The 17,299-nt window shown below is 71.3% G+C and carries 15 protein-coding genes; 8 read left to right on the top strand and 7 right to left on the bottom strand.

Features of this window, described 5'->3' with window-relative positions; genetic code table 11:
* Window positions 1-41: 41 nt before the first annotated feature.
* Window positions 42-1,439 (bottom strand): aminotransferase-like domain-containing protein, encoded by a 1,398-nt coding sequence (locus HT134_RS10130; RefSeq protein WP_175599867.1) that lies wholly within the window; start codon window positions 1,437-1,439, stop codon window positions 42-44.
* Between HT134_RS10130 and HT134_RS10125 the strand changes: the two genes are divergently transcribed.
* The 3 genes from HT134_RS10125 (at window position 1,438) to HT134_RS10115 (ending at window position 3,876) form a co-directional block, all read left to right on the top strand.
* Entirely contained in the window at window positions 1,438-2,364 is a 927-nt protein-coding gene (locus HT134_RS10125) for a DMT family transporter (RefSeq protein WP_175599866.1), read from the top strand. The genes HT134_RS10130 and HT134_RS10125 overlap by 2 nt on opposite strands.
* A gap of 64 nt (window positions 2,365-2,428) precedes the next feature.
* Window positions 2,429-3,451, top strand: coding sequence for a hypothetical protein (locus HT134_RS10120; RefSeq protein WP_175599865.1), 1,023 nt, complete (start codon window positions 2,429-2,431; stop codon window positions 3,449-3,451).
* A 20-nt stretch (window positions 3,452-3,471) separates the two neighbouring features.
* Window positions 3,472-3,876, top strand: a complete 405-nt coding sequence (locus tag HT134_RS10115) for an ASCH domain-containing protein (RefSeq protein ID WP_175599864.1) — start codon at window positions 3,472-3,474, stop codon at window positions 3,874-3,876.
* On the opposite strand, the gene HT134_RS45420 is transcribed toward HT134_RS10115, so the two are convergent.
* From HT134_RS45420 to HT134_RS10090, 4 genes are all read right to left on the bottom strand, one after another.
* The gene (locus HT134_RS45420) at window positions 3,864-4,844 is read right to left on the bottom strand and encodes a GNAT family N-acetyltransferase (protein WP_246363623.1); all 981 of its coding nucleotides are present in this window, start codon (window positions 4,842-4,844) and stop codon (window positions 3,864-3,866) included. The two genes, HT134_RS10115 and HT134_RS45420, sit on opposite strands and share 13 nt — an antisense overlap.
* Window positions 4,845-4,881: 37 nt before the next feature.
* On the bottom strand, window positions 4,882-5,370 hold the full coding sequence (locus HT134_RS10100; RefSeq protein ID WP_175599863.1) for a GntR family transcriptional regulator: 489 nt from the start codon (window positions 5,368-5,370) through the stop codon (window positions 4,882-4,884).
* 886 nt (window positions 5,371-6,256) lie between these two features.
* On the bottom strand, window positions 6,257-7,024 hold the full coding sequence (locus HT134_RS10095; RefSeq protein WP_175599862.1) for a JAB domain-containing protein: 768 nt from the start codon (window positions 7,022-7,024) through the stop codon (window positions 6,257-6,259).
* 147 nt (window positions 7,025-7,171) lie between these two features.
* The gene (locus HT134_RS10090) at window positions 7,172-7,891 is read right to left on the bottom strand and encodes a GntR family transcriptional regulator (protein ID WP_175599861.1); all 720 of its coding nucleotides are present in this window, start codon (window positions 7,889-7,891) and stop codon (window positions 7,172-7,174) included.
* A 318-nt stretch (window positions 7,892-8,209) separates the two neighbouring features.
* Here HT134_RS10090 and dapA point away from each other — a divergent pair, with 318 nt between their 5' ends.
* The 5 genes from dapA to HT134_RS10065 all read left to right on the top strand — a co-directional run bounded on the left by dapA (window position 8,210) and on the right by HT134_RS10065 (window position 13,376).
* The gene (gene dapA / locus HT134_RS10085; protein ID WP_175599860.1) at window positions 8,210-9,127 is read left to right on the top strand and encodes a 4-hydroxy-tetrahydrodipicolinate synthase; all 918 of its coding nucleotides are present in this window, start codon (window positions 8,210-8,212) and stop codon (window positions 9,125-9,127) included.
* 84 nt (window positions 9,128-9,211) lie between these two features.
* Window positions 9,212-10,897: a ribonuclease J gene (locus HT134_RS10080; RefSeq protein WP_175599859.1), complete on the top strand. Its 1,686-nt coding sequence runs from the start codon at window positions 9,212-9,214 to the stop codon at window positions 10,895-10,897.
* A gap of 117 nt (window positions 10,898-11,014) precedes the next feature.
* Window positions 11,015-11,515, top strand: coding sequence for a GNAT family N-acetyltransferase (locus HT134_RS10075; protein ID WP_175599858.1), 501 nt, complete (start codon window positions 11,015-11,017; stop codon window positions 11,513-11,515).
* A gap of 84 nt (window positions 11,516-11,599) precedes the next feature.
* Window positions 11,600-12,211 (top strand): DUF1989 domain-containing protein, encoded by a 612-nt coding sequence (locus HT134_RS10070; protein ID WP_175599857.1) that lies wholly within the window; start codon window positions 11,600-11,602, stop codon window positions 12,209-12,211.
* Between the two features lie 37 nt (window positions 12,212-12,248).
* A complete protein-coding gene (locus HT134_RS10065) occupies window positions 12,249-13,376 on the top strand; it encodes an oxidoreductase (protein ID WP_175599856.1) in 1,128 nt (375 codons plus the stop codon).
* Between the two features lie 34 nt (window positions 13,377-13,410).
* On the opposite strand, the gene HT134_RS10060 is transcribed toward HT134_RS10065, so the two are convergent.
* Together HT134_RS10060 and HT134_RS10055 are read right to left on the bottom strand one after the other, a co-directional pair.
* Complete coding sequence (locus tag HT134_RS10060; protein ID WP_175599855.1) at window positions 13,411-15,126, bottom strand: PucR family transcriptional regulator; 1,716 nt, start codon at window positions 15,124-15,126, stop codon at window positions 13,411-13,413.
* A 306-nt stretch (window positions 15,127-15,432) separates the two neighbouring features.
* A complete protein-coding gene (locus HT134_RS10055; RefSeq protein ID WP_175599854.1) occupies window positions 15,433-17,286 on the bottom strand; it encodes a serine hydrolase domain-containing protein in 1,854 nt (617 codons plus the stop codon).
* Window positions 17,287-17,299 lie beyond the last annotated feature (13 nt).

Below are 17,299 nucleotides of genomic sequence, written 5' to 3'. Positions count from 1 at the left end.
CGGCCCACCCGGACGGCCCCCCGTGAGATTGATCATCCTCGTCACGAGACGCGGTCCAGGGCCTCGGCCAGGCGGCGCACCCCCTCGGCCAGCTCCGCAAGATGCGTCGCCGCGATGTGCGTGACCCGCACGCGCGGCCCCGGCGGCTCCGACGGGTAGTACATCCGCCCCGGGCTGACCAGCACGCCGCCCCGCCGGGCCTCCTCCACCAGGGCCCGCTCGTCCACCTCGGGCGGCAGCCGCAGCCACAGGTGCATGCCGCCCCGCGGGAGCAGGTACGGCTCGGCCCGCGGCATGCGCAGCGCCAGCTCGGCCGCCAGCGCGTCGCGCCGCGTGACGATCTCCGCCTGGAGCGCCGACAGGTGCCGCCCCCACGCGCCCGAGCCGAGGAACTCCACCGCCGTCTCCTGCAGCGGCCGGGCCACGAAGAAGGACTCCACGAGCTGGCTCGCGCGCAGCCGGTGCGCCGCGGGGCCGCGGGCGATCACGGCCGCCACCCGCATGCTCGGCGACAGCACCTTGGTCAGGGAGGCGATGTAGACCACGACGCCGTGCTCGTCCATGGAGATCATCGGCGGCGGCGCCTGGTCGGTCAGGTAGCGGGCGAAGTCGTCCTCGATCACGAAAGCGCCCGCCGCCCGGGCGACCTGCAGCACCTGCTCGCGGCGCTCGCGCGGCAGCGTGGCGCCCGTGGGGTTGTGCAGCGTCGGCTGGGTGCAGAACACCCGCGCCCCCGTCACGGCGAACGCCTCGGCCAGCAGGTCCGGCCGTACGCCGTCGCGGTCCATCGGCACGGCGGTCGCCCGCAGCCCCGCCGCCTTGGCCGCCGCCAGGGCGCCCGGATAGGTCGGCGTCTCCACCAGCACCTGCGTGCCGGGCGCCGCCAGCGCCCGGAAGGCGTGCGTCAGGGCCGACTGGCCGCCGCTGACGATCAGCGCGTCGGCGGCCGTCACGTCGCCGCCCGCCTCGGCCGCGAACCAGCGGCGCAGCTCCGCGAGGCCGTTCAGCGGCGGCATCGCCCAGGCGTCGGGCCGGCGCACCGCCCGCGCCGCGGCGGCGGCGAGCTGCCGGTCCGGCCGCAGCCCCGGATGCGGATAGCCGCCGGTCAGCGGCACGACGCCCTCGGGCGGCGGGCTCAGCAGGGCGACGACGGCCGACTCGTCGACCACCCGGTCGCCCAGCGCGACGGTCTGCCAGGACAGGTCGGGGGCGGCGGCGGGCCGTTCGGCGCGGTGGGCGACGAACGCGCCGCTGCCCGGCCGGGTGACCACCACGCCCTCGGCGGCCAGCACGCCCAGGGCCCGCGACACGGTCACGGGGCTGACGTTGTGGCGCCGCATGACCTCACGGCTGGAGGGCAGCCGGTCGCCGGGCCGGAGGCGGGCGGCCTCGTCGCGCAGTATCGCGGCGATCTGGGCGATACTGCTATCGTTATTCATGAAAGACCAGAATAGCGCTATCGTCGCACCGCTGGTAGCGGTCCCCCCGGCCGTCCGCAAGGGCGGCGGGACGGGGCTCGCCCTCCTCGGCGTGCTGGCCTTCTCGGGCTCCATGCCGGCCACGGTGTTCGCGATGCGCGGCTTCGACCCGTGGCTCGTCGCCATCGGCCGGGCGCTCGTCGCCGCCGTGATCGCGCTCGTCTGCCTGCGGGCCGCCCGGCTCCCGCTGCTCCCGCCCCGGCGCCAGTGGGGCTCGTACGCCCTGATCTCCCTCGGGGTCGTGTTCGGGTTCCCCGTCTTCAGCGGCCTGGCCCTGGACCTGGGGGCGACCACCGCGCACTCGGCCGTCGTGGTCGGCCTGCTGCCGGCCGCCACGGCCGCCTGCGCCGTGCTGCGCGCCGGTGAACGTCCCCGGCCGCTGTTCTGGGTCGCCTGCGCGGCCGGCGCCGCCGCCATCACCGCGTTCACCGTCACCCGCCACGGCTCCGGACCGGCGGGCGCCTGGGCCGACCTGCTGCTGGTGGGCGCCCTGCTGTCGGCCGCCGTCGGCTACACCGAGGGCGGGCGGCTCGCCCGCGAGACGCCCGGCTGGCAGGTCATCTCGTACGCGCTCGTCCTGTCCCTGCCGCTCACCGCCCCCGTGACCGCCGTGCTGGCCGCGACGACGCCGGTCCACCCGTCCGCCGAGGCGCTCGCCGGGTTCGCGTACGTGGCGGCGGTGTCGATGTTCCTCGGCTTCATCCCGTGGTACGCGGGCCTGGCCAGGGGCGGGATCGCCCGCGCCGGGCAGACGCAGCTCACACAGCCGCTGCTCACGCTGGTGTGGGCGTGGTTCCTCATGGGGGAGCGCTTCGGAGTGGCGACGGTGCTGGGCGCGCTGGCCGTCCTGGTGTGCGTGGCGGTGACGCAGCGCACCCGTACGTGACGCCTGGAACCTGACGGTTGAAAGACGTGACGGCGCCGCGCAGGATGAGGGATGGAGGTGTCACATGGCAGACCTCACCATCCCGGAGGGCGGCTTCTGGCCGGCCCCGGAGATCCCGCAGCCGAACATCTACCCGATGGAGTGGCGGGTCGAGACCGCCAAGCTCGCGGCCATCTACGAGAAGTCCAAGCGCATGGTCTGGAACCCCGCCGACCTGCCCTGGGACGGCCTCGACCCGGCCGACTTCACCCGCGAGCAGCGGCTCGGCGTCATGTACTGGTTCGCCGTGCTGGCGAACTTCGACGCCTCCGGCCCGGCGGTGTTCGCCCGGGCCACCATCCAGGCGTTCGAGAAGCACGAGGAGGACCCGGTCCGGAAGTGCTTCTTCTCGATCACCCGTGACGAGATGAACCACGAGGAATGCTGCCAGCGCACGATCGCCAAGCTCTGGCCCGGCGGCCCCCTCGACTGGACCCCGTCCGACGACCTCGAACGGGCCGCCCACAACAACATCGGCTGGCTGTACCACAACGGCGGCCGCTACTGGAACGGCTACACCAGCGCCGTCGGCAAGTACAGCCTGCCCGTGCTGTTCACCAGCTTCATGATGGGCGAGATGGCGGCGTCCACCCTGTTCAGGGGCATGGCGTCGGAGACCCGGCATCCGGTGTTCGGCGAGATGTTCCACCGCATCGGCCGCGACGAGTCCCGGCACCTCCAGATCTGCATGACCATCCTGGAGAACGAGTGGCCGGGCCTCACCGACGACACGCGCACCCTCATCACCCGGCAGCTCCGGGCCGGGTTCGTGTTCCTGTCCATGATCCTCTGGGAGCCGCCCGAGGGCTTCTGGGACCTGCCCCCGTACTTCCTCGCCAACCACCGCGTCCTCATGGACCACGCGCGGGACGCGGGGCTGGGGGTGCTGTCGTACGAGGAGCAGGCGGAGAACTGGCGGGTGGCGATGGCCCGCGTCCGGGCGATCGTGGAACGGTGGGGGATCGACTTCCCGGCGATCCCGGAGCTCGACCTGGAGGGCGTGAAGGTGGACTTCATCGACCCGGAGGACATCATCCCGGTGTTCTGACGGCTTTAAGATCGGTTCCCGTGTGGGGACGGGTCGACGGACTGCGCGTACTGGAGCTGGGCACGCCGGGTGAGATGCACCGGCGCCTGACGGAGCTCACCCTGACCGGGAAGAAGAGGGCCACGGCCGGCCTGTTGGAGCTCGACTACCACGCGGAGGATGAGCCGCTGGAGCGGGTCGGCGAGCGCCTGGCGCTCGTGGACGACTCGGGCGCCAAGGCGGCCGAGCTGGAGGTCGTGGACGTCCAGGTGGTGCCCTTCGGGGAGGTCACCTGGGAGTTCGCTCAAGCGGAGGGCGAAGGCTTCCGGTCGGTCGAGCACTGGCGTGAGGTCCATCGACGCTTCTGGGCGAGTGAGGGTTACGAGGTGGACGACTCCTCGCAGGTCGTGTGCGTCCACTACCGCGTGGCCCCCTACAGCGCGTAGTCGTACCGGATGAACCCGTTGAACCGGGCGACCTTGTCGTAGAGAAGTCGCGCCGTGGTGTTGTCCTCCTTGGTCGTCCAGTAGAGCCGGGCCGCTCCGCGCTCACGCGCCTTCTCGGCGACCCGCTCGATCAGTGCCCGCGCCGCCCCTTGCCCGCGTGCCGCCTCACCGACGAACAGATCCTGGAGGTAGCAGGAGTCGGGCATCCAGCAGGTGACGTGGAAGAGGTAGTGCGCGATGCCGACGAGCTGCCCGTCCAGCCGCGCACCGACGCCGTGCACCTCGGTGCCGTCCATCAGCCGCCGCCAGGCGTCCTCGTAGCCCTGGTCGGGGACGTCGGTGTTGTAGAAGGCTTTGTAGCCGCGGGCGAGCACTTCCCACGCGGCACGATCCTGGGAACGAAGGGGACCAATCTCGATCACGCCGTTCATGGTGGCACATGCCTGCTCGCTTTCACCGAGTTCTGGCGCGCTCTCGGGCAGGCCCCCCTGTCCGACCGGCCACGACTCCTTGGGGGAGACGTAGCTCCCCCGCCGCGCAACCGTGTAGATCCATCCCTGAGCGCGGAGCAGGGCCATGGCTCGGCGCACGGTCTCTCGCGCGACCTCGTACTGCTGCACCAGAGCGTTCTCGCCGGGGATGGGGCGTGTGGGGATCAGTTCACCGGCCGCGATGCGGTCGCTCAGGTCACGCGCTATCCGCTGGTACGAATGCATCTTGGGCGCGTCATGGCGAGGGTATGTCGAAGGGCCCCTGAACGTACCCCGGCCCTGAACCGTGTACACGAGACCTTCGGCGCGGAGAGCGCCTATCGCCCGCCGTGCGGTCGTCCGCGCCACGCCGAACTCCCGTTGGATCTCCGCTTCACTGGGAGCGGGTGCGCCAGGCCGGAGCTCGTTGACGATCCGTGCGCGGAGAATGGCGGTGATCTGCAGGTAGAGGTGGGTGTCACCCCTAGGGTCGAGCATGGTGCACAGCGTACGAGGTCACCGTGACCTTGGAGGACTACTTCGTGTCTTCGTCCGGCCACTCGCTGGGATCGCTGACGAACGTGCCCCGGTAGGCGACGGTGAAGACCCAGCCCTGCTCTCTCAGGAGGGCCACCACCTGCCGGGCGGTGACCTTGGCGATGCCGTACTCGCTCATCATCGCCTTCTCGCCAGGGATCGCGCGGTTCGGTGCGAACTCGCCCTGCCGGATGCGCTCGGCGATCTCTTCCGCGATCTTCTGGTACAGCGGCACCTTCCGCGCGGCCCTCGGACTGCTCGGGGGTCCGACGAACGTGCCCTCGCCCTGGATGGTGTACGCCATCCCCTGCTCGCGCAGTTCCCGGGCAACCCGCCTGGCGGTGGTGCGGGCGATCTCGTAGTCCCGTTCGAGCATCGCCTCGCTGGGGACGGGATCGCCGGCCTTCAGCTCACCTCGTTCGATCTGCTCGCGGATCAGGTCGGCGACCTGCTTGTAGATCGGTACTGGGCCGTCGCGATCAAGCACGTAGGGATTATAGACGAAATCGTACAACGGAGCACAAAGGGGATACTCGTTTGAACCTATGGATACGAGCTAGACCAAGTAATACGTCTGGGCTATATTCGAGTCCATGTCCTCGGAGTTGGAGTCGTGCCACGGATGTCAGCTGGCGTTGCTGTCGGGGGCGATCATGGATATCGACTGGGAGCCGGAAGTGGAATGGGCTGAACGTGTGCGGGTATGTGAGTGCGCCTATGCCTGCCGGCACGTGTTCTACGAGCTGTGCCAAGCCGGTGGCCTCAGGTTCATCCGGAAGATCAACAAGCTGGGTCGACGGAGGATCATGCAGGCATCTCCCCGGATGGCCGCGGTGAGGGCGAACCTTCTGTGGCATCAAATGCCTACGGGGATAATGTGCGGGCCTGAGTGGGACCGGGCTAGGCGCTGGGCTGCGTCCATCTCATACGGCCGCTCGGAGACCGGTTGTCGGTCGCGTGTATCGCGCCCTCGCCTGATGTCACCTGACACCAGGCATATCACCGGAGAGGCGCTCTGATCCCTTCCTGCCGGGATGCGAGACCTGTCATGCCTTCGCCAGATGCTACGTCGCTCGCATCTGGCGGAGCGGGCCTTGTCGGCGTGTGAATGCTCACTCACTGCGCCGCAGGGCCTGTGGATCCGGACACCCCGCCTGCCGCAAAGGTGGCCGGATCGTGCCCCTCGCCAGCCCCCGGGATCGCTCGTGGGGCTGCGAGGGGACTTGTTGGTGGGACGCGGTCCCGGTGCTTTCCGGGTGGCCCGGGACCGCGTCCTGCGGGCGCCGGCCTGGAACCTCCGCCACGGCCGACCCGCGCCAAAAGGATGGCATGCGTCGTCGCGCCGACGCTGGCGTTCTGCGCTTTCAGCAGGATCATGGCTTTTCGGGTGAGGTGTGGGTTAAGGGCGCGGTGTGGTGGCTTTCGGAGGGCGTGGCTTGGGGGCTTGGCGGGGTGCCGGCACGGGTGGCCTGCGGCCTGGGCTCGGGGACCGGGACGCGTCTCCAGGCCGTGTCGGTGATGATCAGATGGTCGAGGAAGCGGAGGCCCACCGTGCTCGCGGCCGCCGCCAGCCGGGCCGTCGCCGAGAGGTCGTCGTCGCTCGGATCGAGGGAGCCGCTCGGATGGTTGTGCGCCACGCCGAACGCGGCACCGCCGCAGGTCAGGACTGTCGTCACGATCTCCCGTACCGGTACGGCCGTGTGGTCGGCGCCGCCCTCCGTGAGGACCGTGCGCCGCAGGACCGCCCCTCGGGGGTCGCACACCACCACGACCAGTCGCTCGCGTGAGAGTCCCCGCAGGAGGGGGGCCGCCACCGCGGCCAGGTCGGACGTGCTCGTGATCCGCGGGCGTCCGGGATCGGCTTGCGCCCGGCGTACGAGATGGAAGGCCGCGGCCACGCGCGCCGCCTTGGCGGGGCCCACGCCCTTCACGGCCAGTAAGCGGTGCGGCTCGGAGCGAGCCAGCCCGTCGAGGTCGCCGCAGTGCTCGATCACCTGGGAGGCCAGGTCCACCGCGCTCGCTCCGCGGAAACCGGAGCCCAGCAGCACGGCCAGGAGCTCACGGTCGGCGAGTGCCGCCGGCCCGCTCGTCATGAGCCGCTCCCTGGGGCGCTCCCGCGTGGGCAGGTCTTTGACTCGCACAGGAAGGTTGTATCAACCGGGACCGACAAGCCGGGCGGGCCGCGTCTGGGGGCCGTGCCGTGTCACCCGGGAGGACTCGGGCCCGTCTGCACAGGGGAGGAGGCGTTCCGGGTGAACGGCCTGTGCGGGGTGTCCGTCGCGGACGGGTCAGCCGACGGGCATGCTGTACGTGACGCGGAACCGGTCGCCCGGCAGCACGATGTCGCTGGTCTCCATCGGGCGCTCGCCGGCCCAGTGGGTGCGTTCGACGTGCAGGACGTGGGTGCCCGCCGGCAGTTGCAGCGCGTCCGCCTCGGCCGGGCGGGGCACCCTGGTGTGCACGGTCTCCCGGATCTCGGTGATCCTGACGCCGTGGGCGGACATCCTGGCCACCACGCCGCGCCGCTCCTCGTCCAGGTGCGCGGCGAACTCCACGGGTTCGTACGAGATCGCGAGCTGGAGCGGACGCCCCTCGCCGCGGTAGAGGTAGCGCGTGCGGGTGAGCTTGGCCGACAGCGGCAGCCGCAGCCGTCGGGCGATCTCCGGGGTGGCCTCGGTGGAGTCGATCTGCCACTCCCAGGTGACGCGGCGCCCCTGCGTCTGCAGGTCGGCGGCGAACGGGGTGGGATGTTCGGGGAAACGCCATCGGTGCAGGGGCATCAGGATCGGGCGTTCTCTGACGTAATGCCCCGATCCCACCCGGCCGATGACGAGGCCCTCGGTGACCAGCACGCGCAGCGCGTGGCGGGCCGCGGTCTCGCCGACCTGGTATTTCCTGGTGAGCTGCGCCCGTGAGGGGATGGGCGCGCCCGGGGGAAGGGTGCCGTCGTTGATCTGCCGCCGAATGTCCTCTACGACGCGCAGGTAGACCGGATCTGAGGTGGCCACTAGTTCATCCCTGGGGGTTCGGGTGAGGCGTTGCCCTATGTTGCCGTATTCGGCAGGTAACCGACCGTCATCGACGACCCTTGGAGCCCCAACTTTGCGGCAGCGCAAAATTATCGGAGAAACCTTGTAACGCTGGTGTAAGGGATGGCGATTCTCCGGTAGAGGTCGTCGATGTGTGTACCCCCGAGCACATATCGGCGACCTCTTCCATGAGACCACCCCTCCCGATCCGCCGCCAACCGTGCCGATGGCCCCTGAGGTGGGCGAAGCGGGGTGGCGGCGTCCAAGGGTTTGGGGAATCCAGGTAGCGTTCGCACTATGGCAGCGCCAACCCGAACCACGGATGCACCCTTCGGCCGCATGCTGACCGCCATGGTCACGCCCTTCACCGCCGACGGCGCGGTCGACTACGACGCCGTCCGGCGGCTCGCCGCGTACCTGGTGGACGAGCAGCGCAACGACGGCCTGATCGTGAGCGGCACGACCGGGGAGTCTCCCACCACCTCCGACGAGGAGAAGGAGCGCATCCTCGCCGCCGTCCTCGAGACGGTCGGCGACCGGGCGACCGTGGTGGCCGGGGTCGGCACGAACGACACCCATCACAGCGTCGAGCTGGCGAAGGCGGCGGCCCGTACCGGTGCGCACGGCCTGCTCGTGGTGACGCCGTACTACAGCAAGCCCCCGCAGGAGGGGCTCTACCGACACTTCATCACCGTGGCCGATTCGACGGACCTGCCGGTGATGCTCTATGACATTCCTGGACGCAGTGGTGTGCCGATCCAGACCACGACCCTGATCCGGCTCGCGCAGCACGAACGCATCGTGGCCGTGAAGGACGCCAAGGGCGACCTGTTCGCCGGCGGCCAGGTCATGACGGCGACCGATCTCGTCTACTACTCGGGCGACGACGTGCTCAACCTGCCGTGGCTGTCGGTCGGTGCGGCCGGCTTCGTCAGCGTCGTCGGCCACGTGGTGGGTGCGCACCTGGCCCGCATGATCGAGCTGTACCGCAACGGCGACGTCGCCGAGGCGCTCGCCGTGCACCGCCAGGTGGCGCCCGTGGTCGAGGGGATCATGATGAGCGCCGGTGGCGCGATCATGGCCAAGGCCGCGCTGGGCATGGTCGGCATGCCCGTGGGCCCCGTACGGCTGCCGCTGGTCGCCGAGACGGAGAAGCAGAACGCCGAACTGCGCGCCTGCCTGGTGGCGGGCGGAGTGAAGTTGACAGACGTTTAAGAGCGTTGAAAGACGCACACAGACGTACGAGAACGGGGAGGAACCGGCAGTTTTGAGAACACGAGTTAACAAGGGGGCACGAGCATGAGCCATCCCCATCCGGAGCTCGGTCCCCCGCCGGCGCTGCCCGAGGGGGGCCTGCGCATCGTGGCGCTGGGCGGGCTGGGCGAGATCGGCAGGAACATGGCGGTCTTCGAGTACGAGGGCCGCCTGCTGATCGTCGACTGCGGGGTGCTCTTCCCCGAGCCGGACCAGCCGGGCGTCGACCTGATCCTGCCCGACTTCGAGTACATCAGGGACCGGCTCGACGACGTCGAGGCCCTGGTGCTGACGCATGCCCACGAGGACCACATCGGGGCGGTCCCGTACCTTCTGCGCGAGCGGCGCGACATCCCGCTCATCGGATCGAAGCTGACCCTGGCCCTCATCGAGGCCAAGCTCAGCGAGCACCGCATCCAGCCGGCCAAGCTGGAGGTGATCGAGGGCGAGCGGCACCGGTTCGGGCCGTTCGAGTGCGAGTTCTTCGCGGTCAACCACTCGATCCCGGACGCGCTGGCCGTCGCCATCCGCACGCCCGCGGGCATCGTCCTGCACACCGGCGACTTCCGGATGGACCAGCTGCCGAGCGACGGCCGGCTCACCGACCTGGGCGGGTTCGCCCGGCTCGGGAGCGAGGGCGTCGACCTGCTGATGTCCGACTCGACCAACGCCGAGGTGCCCGGGTTCGTCACCAGCGAGCGGGAGATCGGGCCGGTCATCGACGAGGTCATCCGCACCTCCGAGCAGCGGGTCATCGTCGCCAGCTTCGCCTCGCACGTCCACCGCATCCAGCAGGTCATGGACGCCGCCGCCCGGCACGGCCGCAAGGTGGCGCTCGTCGGCCGTTCGATGGTGCGCAACATGGGAGTCGCCCGCGACCTCGGCTACCTCAAGGTGCCGCAGGGGTTGCTCGTCGACTCGCGCGCCATCGAGTCGTGGCCGCCGGAGGACGTGGTGCTGGTCTGCACCGGTTCCCAGGGCGAGCCCATGGCCGCGCTGTCGCGGATGGCCAACCGCGACCACCCCATCCGCGTCGCGGAGGGTGACACCGTGCTGCTGGCCTCGTCGCTGGTGCCCGGCAACGAGACCGCGGTCAACAAGGTGATCAACGGGCTGACCCGCTGGGGCGCCCGCGTCGTGCACAAGGGCAACGCCAAGGTGCACGTCTCCGGGCACGCCGCCGCCGGCGAGCTGCTGTACGTGCTCAACCTGACGCGCCCGTCCAACTTCATGCCCGTTCATGGGGAGTGGCGGCACCTGCGGGCCCACGCGCGGCTCGCGGAGCTCACCGGCGTGCCCGAGGACCACATCGTGATCGCCGAGGACGGCGTCGTGGTGGACCTGGTCGACGGCCGCGCCAGGATCGTCGGCGCCGTCCACGCGGGTTACGTGTACGTCGACGGCTCCTCGGTCGGCGAGATCACCGACACCTCGCTGAAGGACCGCCGGATCCTCGGCGACGAGGGGTTCATCTCGGTCGTGGTCGTGGTCGACTCCGCCACCGGGAAGCTCACCGCCGGGCCGGAGATCCACGCCCGGGGCTCGGGCATCGATCCGGCGCAGTTCGAGGAGTTCATCCCGCAGATCCAGAAGGCGCTGGAGGTCAAGGCCGCCGACGGGGTGGTCGACATGCAGGAGATCAGGCGCGTGGTCAGGCGCACGGTCGGCCGCTGGGTGAGCGACACCTACCGCCGCCGCCCGATGATCATCCCTGTGGTGCTGGAGGTCTGACGCCCGCTCCGCCCGTCCGGTGACGGTCGCCCGCCCTCGACAAGGGCGGGCCGCCGGTCACCGGACCTGGGAAAATTCGGTTGCCCGGCTGGGGCGGCGTCGATAGCGTCGTCCGCCGTGACGCCGACTCTGCACACGGAACGCCTGGTCCTGGAGCCGTACGTGCCCGAGGACGAGGACTCCTTCGTCGCCCTGTTCCAGGACGCGAGGGTCTCGCGCTACATGGGGGACGGTCCGTCCCCTGAGGCGGACGACCGGGCGCTGTTCGGGCGCATCTTCACCAAGGTGTACGCGCAGGACCTGTTCGAGGTCTGGGCCGTCCGGCGGGGCGGGGAGTACGTCGGGCATGCCGAGATCAAGCGCACCGAGACCGTCGGTGGGCACGAGCTCATCTACGCCCTGGCCCCGACGGCCTGGGGGTCCGGGCTGGGCACCGAGCTGGCGCGGGCGATCGTCGCGTACGGCTTCGAGACCCTGGGGCTGACCGAGGTCTTCGCCACCGTGGCCGCCGGGAACGTGGTGTCCCTCGCCGTGCTGGAGAAGCTCGGTTTCCGGCACGTACGGGACATCGAGGAGGACGACGGCGGCACGACCCGCGTCCTGGTCCGCTCCCTTTAAGGTGGACGTTCCTCCATCTGCTCGGCTGATCCCTGTGCGAGTGTCCATGGTGTGAGCCCGTCGGCGGATGGTTGTCTTGCCGGCATGGACACCACGACCGCCGAAGGGCGGACCATCCTGCCGGCCCGCACGGGTCACGCGACACGGGTGGCCGCCGGGCAGCGGGTCAGCGTGATCGACCTCGACGGCGGCCAGGTCGGCGACCTGTTCGCGTTCGCCGCCGATGACCCGGCCGAGCACCTCAGCGCCGGGCACACGCGCGCCGCCACCAGCCGGCTCTTCCCGGCGGTGGGGCAGGACTTCGTCACCGACCGCCGCCGGCCGATCCTCACGCTGCTCTCCGACACCTCGCCCGGCCGGCACGACATGCTGATCCCGGCCTGCGACCCCGCGCGCTACGCGGGCCTGGGCGCGGATCCGGGCCACCCCTCCTGCGCCGGGAACCTGCACGCGAGCCTCGCCGCGCTGGGTCTCACCGTGCCCGTCACCCCGCAGCCGGTCAACGTCTTCATGCGCATCCCCGTCGAGGGGGACGAGCTGCGCTGGCTGCCCGCCGTCAGCCGCCCGGGCGACGCGATCACGTTCCGGGCGCTCATGGACTGCGTGATCGTGCTCTCCGCCTGCCCGCAGGACCTGGTGGGCATCAACGCGGGCCACCCGACCCGGCTGGCGATCGACCTCCTGCCGGCCACCTGACGACCGTCGATAAACCGTCGAGAAACGGAGATCTGACATGACCACCGCACACCCAGCCTCCCTGCCTGCCCGGCTCGGCGGCCTCGACCTGGCCAACCGGTTCGCGGTCGCCCCGATGAGCAGGGTCTCGGCCGCTCCCGACGGCACGCCGACCGCCGAGATGGCCGACTACTACGCCGCGTACGCCGAGGGCGGGTTCGGCCTGGTGATCACCGAGGGCGCCTACACCGACACCGTCCACAGCCAGGGCTACCTCAACCAGCCCGGCATCGCGTCGGACGCCCACGCCGCCGCCTGGCGCGACATCGCCGGACGCGTGCACGCCGCCGGGTCGCCCATCGTGCTCCAGCTCATGCACGCCGGCGCGCTGTCCCAGGGCAACCGCTACCGCGACGACACCGCGGGCCCGTCGGCGGTGCCGCCGGTGGGCGAGAAGATGCCGGAGTACGGCGGGCACGGGCCGTGGCCGACGCCCAGGGCGATGACCCAGGACGACATCGACGTCGCCGTACGCGGCTTCGCCGACGCCGCCGTGCGGGCCCGCGACGCCGGGATGGACGGCGTCGAGATCCACGGGGCCAACGGCTACCTGCTGGACCAGTTCCTGACCACGTACACCAACACCCGCGACGACTCCTACGGCGGCCCGGTCGCCAACCGGGTGCGGCTGATGGCGGAGGTGGTCGGCGCCATCCGCGCCGAGGTCGGCCCGGACTTCTGCGTCGGCGTGCGGCTGTCGCAGACCAAGGTCAACGACTTCGTCTACCGCTGGCCCGGCGGCGCGTACGACGCCCGGGTCATCTTCACGGCGCTCGCCGAGGCCGGGGCGACGTACCTGCACATCGCCAGCGAGGGACGCGACTGGATCGAGACGGCGCGCCTGGACGACGGGACGACGATCACCGGGCTCGCCCGCCTGACCACGGGCCTGCCCGTCATCGCGAACGGCGGCATGCACCAGCCGCAGCTGGCCGCGCAGGTGCTGCGGGACGGGCACGCCGACCTGGTGTCCGTCGCCCGGGGCGCGCTGGCCAACCCCGACCTGCCGCGACGCGTCGCCGATGACCTGCCGCTGGAGGCGTTCGACCACATGATGCTGCAGCCCATGGCGACCCTGGCCAACGCCGGCCTCTGGCGGCGGGCCAGGGCGGGCGTCACGGTCTGAGCCCGCCGTCTGCGTCAGCCGCCGGAGAACGGGGTCATTCCATGGCGTCGATGGCCAGGGCGAGGTAGAGGTCCACGAGGTCCTCGACGCGTCCGACGTCCCTGCCGGTCAGCTCGGTGACGCGGGCCAGCCGGTTGCGCAGGGTGTTGACGTGGACGTGAAGGGCGGCCGCCGTGGCCGCCCACTGGCCGTCATGGTCGAGGAACGCCCGCAGCGTCGGCTCCAGGTCGCTGCGGCGCTGCGCGTCGTGCGCGCGCAGCGGGCCCAGCAGGTCGCGCGCGAAGGCGCTCAGCGTGGCCTGATCCGCCAGGCCGAGCAGCAGCCGGTGCGTGCCCAGCTCGCGGAACCCGCGCACAGCCGGGCCGCCGGGCGTGCGGCGCAGCACCCGGCAGGCCTCGCGCGACCGCAGCAGCGGCTGTCGCAGGTCGCCCGCGTGCGCGGCGACACCGCCGAGACCGGCCACGGGACGCCGCCCGGGGAAGCGCCGGGCCACGCGCTCGACCAGGCGTTCGGCCAGGGCGGGGAGGTCTTCCTCGGGCTGCCGCCAGGTGAGCAGGGCCACCACGTCGTTCGTGCCGCCGGCGACGACGGCGGGGATCCCCTGTTCGGCGAGGAACTCACCGACCACCTCGGCCAGGCCGTGCTCGGCGGCGGCCCCGGCCAGGTCGCGCTCCGTCGCCGTCCCGGCCGCGCCGCGCTCCGTGGCTGCCCCGGCCGCGCCGCGCTCCGTGGCCGTCCCGGCCGCGCCGCGCTCCGTGGCGGCCCCGGGGAGGTTGTGTCCCGTGGCGGCGTCCGTCAGGTTGTGCTCCGCGGTGGCCTCGCCGGCGAAGGCCAGCGTGCAGACCGCCAGCGCTCCCGCGGGGTCCACGCCGAAGGCGCGCAGCCGGCTCGCCACCTCCGACGCGCGACGCCCGCCGGACAGCACCATCTCCAGCAACTCGCCGGCGAAGCGCATCTCGATCGCCTGTACGGCCTGCTGCCTGGCCACCTCGAGGCTGAGGAACCTGGCGGCCTGCTCCAGCGCGTCCCGTTCGGCGGCGGGCAGCTCGGCCAGGGGACGCAGGCAGATGAGCGCCGCGTCGGCGTCGCCGAGCGCGCCCACGGGGAACAGCGCGGCGTGCCCGCCGCCCAGGTCCAGCTCCAGCGCGGGCGGGCGGCGGGCGAGCCCGGCCGCCACGGTCCGCACCTGGGCGGCGTCCAGCTCGGCGCCGGACGCCGCGAGCAGCCGGCCCATCCGGTCCACCACCGCCAGCGGCAGGTCGTGGTCGCGGGTGAGCACGCGCAGCACCCCGGAGGCGCCCGCACCACGGGAGATGGCCGTGGCCAGGGCGTCGCCCCGGCGCACCATGCCGATCACTCCACGCTGACGCTCATCGGCGTACATCCCGGAGACCGCCTGCGAGACCGCGGTGAACGGAATCGCCTGCGAGATCTCCAGCAGGGGCAGGCCGGCCGCCCGGCACGCGGCGACGAGCGCGGGCGGGGTGCGCGGCGTCTCGGCACGCAGCCCGTACACGATCCCGGCCGCCCTGGCGCGCTTGACGTGGGCCACGAACTCGTCCGGGCTCACCTGCTCGGCCCACAGGCCGTTGGTCAGCACCAGCTCCCTTTCCCGGAGGTACGGGGAGGGGTCGGGCAGTTCGGTGTTGTGCACCCAGGTCACGGGCTCACGCAGAGCGCCGGGCGGACCGGGCTCCAGGACCCGCAGCTCCAACGACCTGTTGCCGACCAGCGCGTCGAGGGTGAACATCCTTGTGAATATAGACAGGGATCGTGGATGTCGCTAGAGATTCGTCCAGCCAGATCCTCGGTGTCCATGCCGGTGCCGATGAGCAGCGGTACACGATCAACGGCGCGCTGGTGGACCGCGCCGATCGACCGGCTCGGCCGCTTCCTGGGCGCCGGGGGCAGTGGGTCCAGCACCGACGAGATCCGGTGCGGCGCCGAGGGCCGATCGGACCCCCGGCGCCGAATCTCGCAGGAAACGCCTGGACGAGACGCCTCGATGAAACGCCTGGACGAGACGTCTGGATAAGGCGTCTGGATAAGGCGTCGGTCAGGCCCAGCCGTAGACCGACCTGATCGCCGAGGCGATCTCGTTGACCAGGGTCATGTTGTTGCCGTTGGAAAGAACGGCATAGCCGGCGCCGAGTGCCGGATAGCCCTTGAACACCGACTTGAAGCCGTAGTTGGAGCCGTCGTGGGTGTAGGAGAAGTTGCTGGTCCCGGCACCGGAGAGGAACAGGCCCCGGCCCATGGTCGGCTCGGGTCCCTTGGTGAGCAGCGTGCGTACGGACGCCCTGGTGAGCGGGCCGGCGATGTCGCCGGCGGCGGTGTACGCCCGGTTGAGGTAACTGACGAGGCGGCACAGGTCCTGCACCGTCGTGTACAGGCCCGCGGCGGCCGACTCCGGGTAGCGGTTGCGCTTGCCGGGGATCACCGCGCCGGAGGCGGTGTGCCCTGCGGCCAGCTCGAACCCGGGTGACAGGGCGTACGAGCTGGTCTTCATGCCGAGCGGCGCGAACACCTCCTTGTCCATGTACTGGGCCAGCGGCAGGCCGCTCTTCTGCTCCAGCATCCGCTGCAGCAGCACGAAGCCCGCGCCGGAGTAGTGGAACTCGGCGCCCGGGTCGGTGGTGAGCTCGATCTTCGGCGAGTTGCCCTCGCCGTTCATGACCTGCAGCAGCGTCGGGACAGTCGCGTCGGGCCCGTACCCGGCGAACCCGCCGCCCGCGCCGGAGACGAAGCCGGAGCAGACGTCCGCCGGGGAGGTGGAGCCGCGCCCGATGACGCCGGCCCGATGCGTGAGCAGGCGGTCCACCGTGGGCACGGCCGTCGCCGAGACGCAGTCGCGGCTGGTCAGCGTCCAGCCCAGGTGGGGGCGTACATCCGTGGTCAGGGGCAGCTTGAGCGTCTGCATGAGGCGCATGACGCCGACGGAGGCCACGGCCTTGCTGATGGAGGCGGCCTGGAAGGCGGTCTCCGGATGCGCGGCCGCGCCGCTGCCCGCCTCCAGCCAGCCGTACCCCGTGGACCAGGCGATCTTGTTGCCGACGACCACCGCGACCGCCACGCCCGGCGTCTTCCACGCGCTCATCCGCTGCCAGATGGTGGCGCCGCCCACCGCGTTCTCGACCTGCCGCACCCGGTCGGCGGGCAGCGCCGGCACCTTGCCGCGCGAGCTCACCGACCAGCCGCCGGTGGGCGAGAACGCCAGGTTGTGCAGCTGCCAGCCGCCGGAGGCCAGGTCGTTCAGCTTCTGGAAGCAGGCGTCGTCGATGCCGCGCACGTGGAACTCGTCCTGCGCGACGACCGCCCATCCGCCGGCCTTGGGGAAGGCGACGCGGGTCACGCGACGGCCGCCCTGCGTCAGGTTGCGCATCATCTGGTAGCACTCGTCGTCGATGCCCCTGGCGTAGAAGCCGCCGGTGTCGGCCACCGTCCAGCGGTTCCCGCCCGCGGGCGGGAAGGCGACGTCCACCACTTGCCGGCCGGCGTCGTAGCTGGCGGTGATGCGCGCGTGACACTCCTCGGGCAGCCCGCGGGCGGCCATCCCCTTGTCACCGGTGATCACCCATCTGTCGCCGCCCTCGGGCGGGAAGGCCACACAATGGATCTTCGTCCCACCCTTGATCAACCTGCCGAGCTCGGCGAAGCAGGCGTCCGGGATGCCGCGGGCGAAATAGCGGCCGTCCTGGGTGACGACGACCCAGCCGTTCGACGGCGTGAACGCCATCGCGGTGATGCCGTACGGCGCCAGCTCGGCCGTCTTCGTGTGCGCCTCCGCGGGAACGCCGGCGTCGGCGAACGGGTAGCTCGCCGCCTGCGCGACCGGGCCGAACCCGGCGGTGGCCAGACCGGCGCCGACCGCGGCCGTGCCGGTCAGAGCGAGAAAGCGTCTGCGGTCCATGGGGCAAATCTCC

The organism is Nonomuraea rhodomycinica (genome assembly GCF_013363995.1).
GTDB lineage: Bacteria > Actinomycetota > Actinomycetes > Streptosporangiales > Streptosporangiaceae > Nonomuraea > Nonomuraea rhodomycinica.
This window is presented reverse-complemented; position numbering and strand designations above follow the sequence as displayed.

Bases quoted from the DNA above. Each gene is read 5' to 3' on its own strand.
- HT134_RS10125 (WP_175599866.1), top strand. From the start codon at position 1,438: ATGAAAGACCAGAATAGCGCTATCGTCGCACCGCTGGTAGCGGTCCCC.
- HT134_RS10130 (WP_175599867.1), bottom strand. From the start codon at position 1,439: ATGAATAACGATAGCAGTATCGCCCAGATCGCCGCGATACTGCGCGAC.
- HT134_RS10120 (WP_175599865.1), top strand. From the start codon at position 2,429: ATGGCAGACCTCACCATCCCGGAGGGCGGCTTCTGGCCGGCCCCGGAG.
- HT134_RS45420 (WP_246363623.1), bottom strand. From the start codon at position 4,844: ATGCTCGACCCTAGGGGTGACACCCACCTCTACCTGCAGATCACCGCC.
- dapA (WP_175599860.1), top strand. From the start codon at position 8,210: ATGGCAGCGCCAACCCGAACCACGGATGCACCCTTCGGCCGCATGCTG.
- HT134_RS10080 (WP_175599859.1), top strand. From the start codon at position 9,212: ATGAGCCATCCCCATCCGGAGCTCGGTCCCCCGCCGGCGCTGCCCGAG.
- HT134_RS10070 (WP_175599857.1), top strand. From the start codon at position 11,600: ATGGACACCACGACCGCCGAAGGGCGGACCATCCTGCCGGCCCGCACG.
- HT134_RS10065 (WP_175599856.1), top strand. From the start codon at position 12,249: ATGACCACCGCACACCCAGCCTCCCTGCCTGCCCGGCTCGGCGGCCTC.
- HT134_RS10060 (WP_175599855.1), bottom strand. From the start codon at position 15,126: ATGTTCACCCTCGACGCGCTGGTCGGCAACAGGTCGTTGGAGCTGCGG.
- HT134_RS10055 (WP_175599854.1), bottom strand. From the start codon at position 17,286: ATGGACCGCAGACGCTTTCTCGCTCTGACCGGCACGGCCGCGGTCGGC.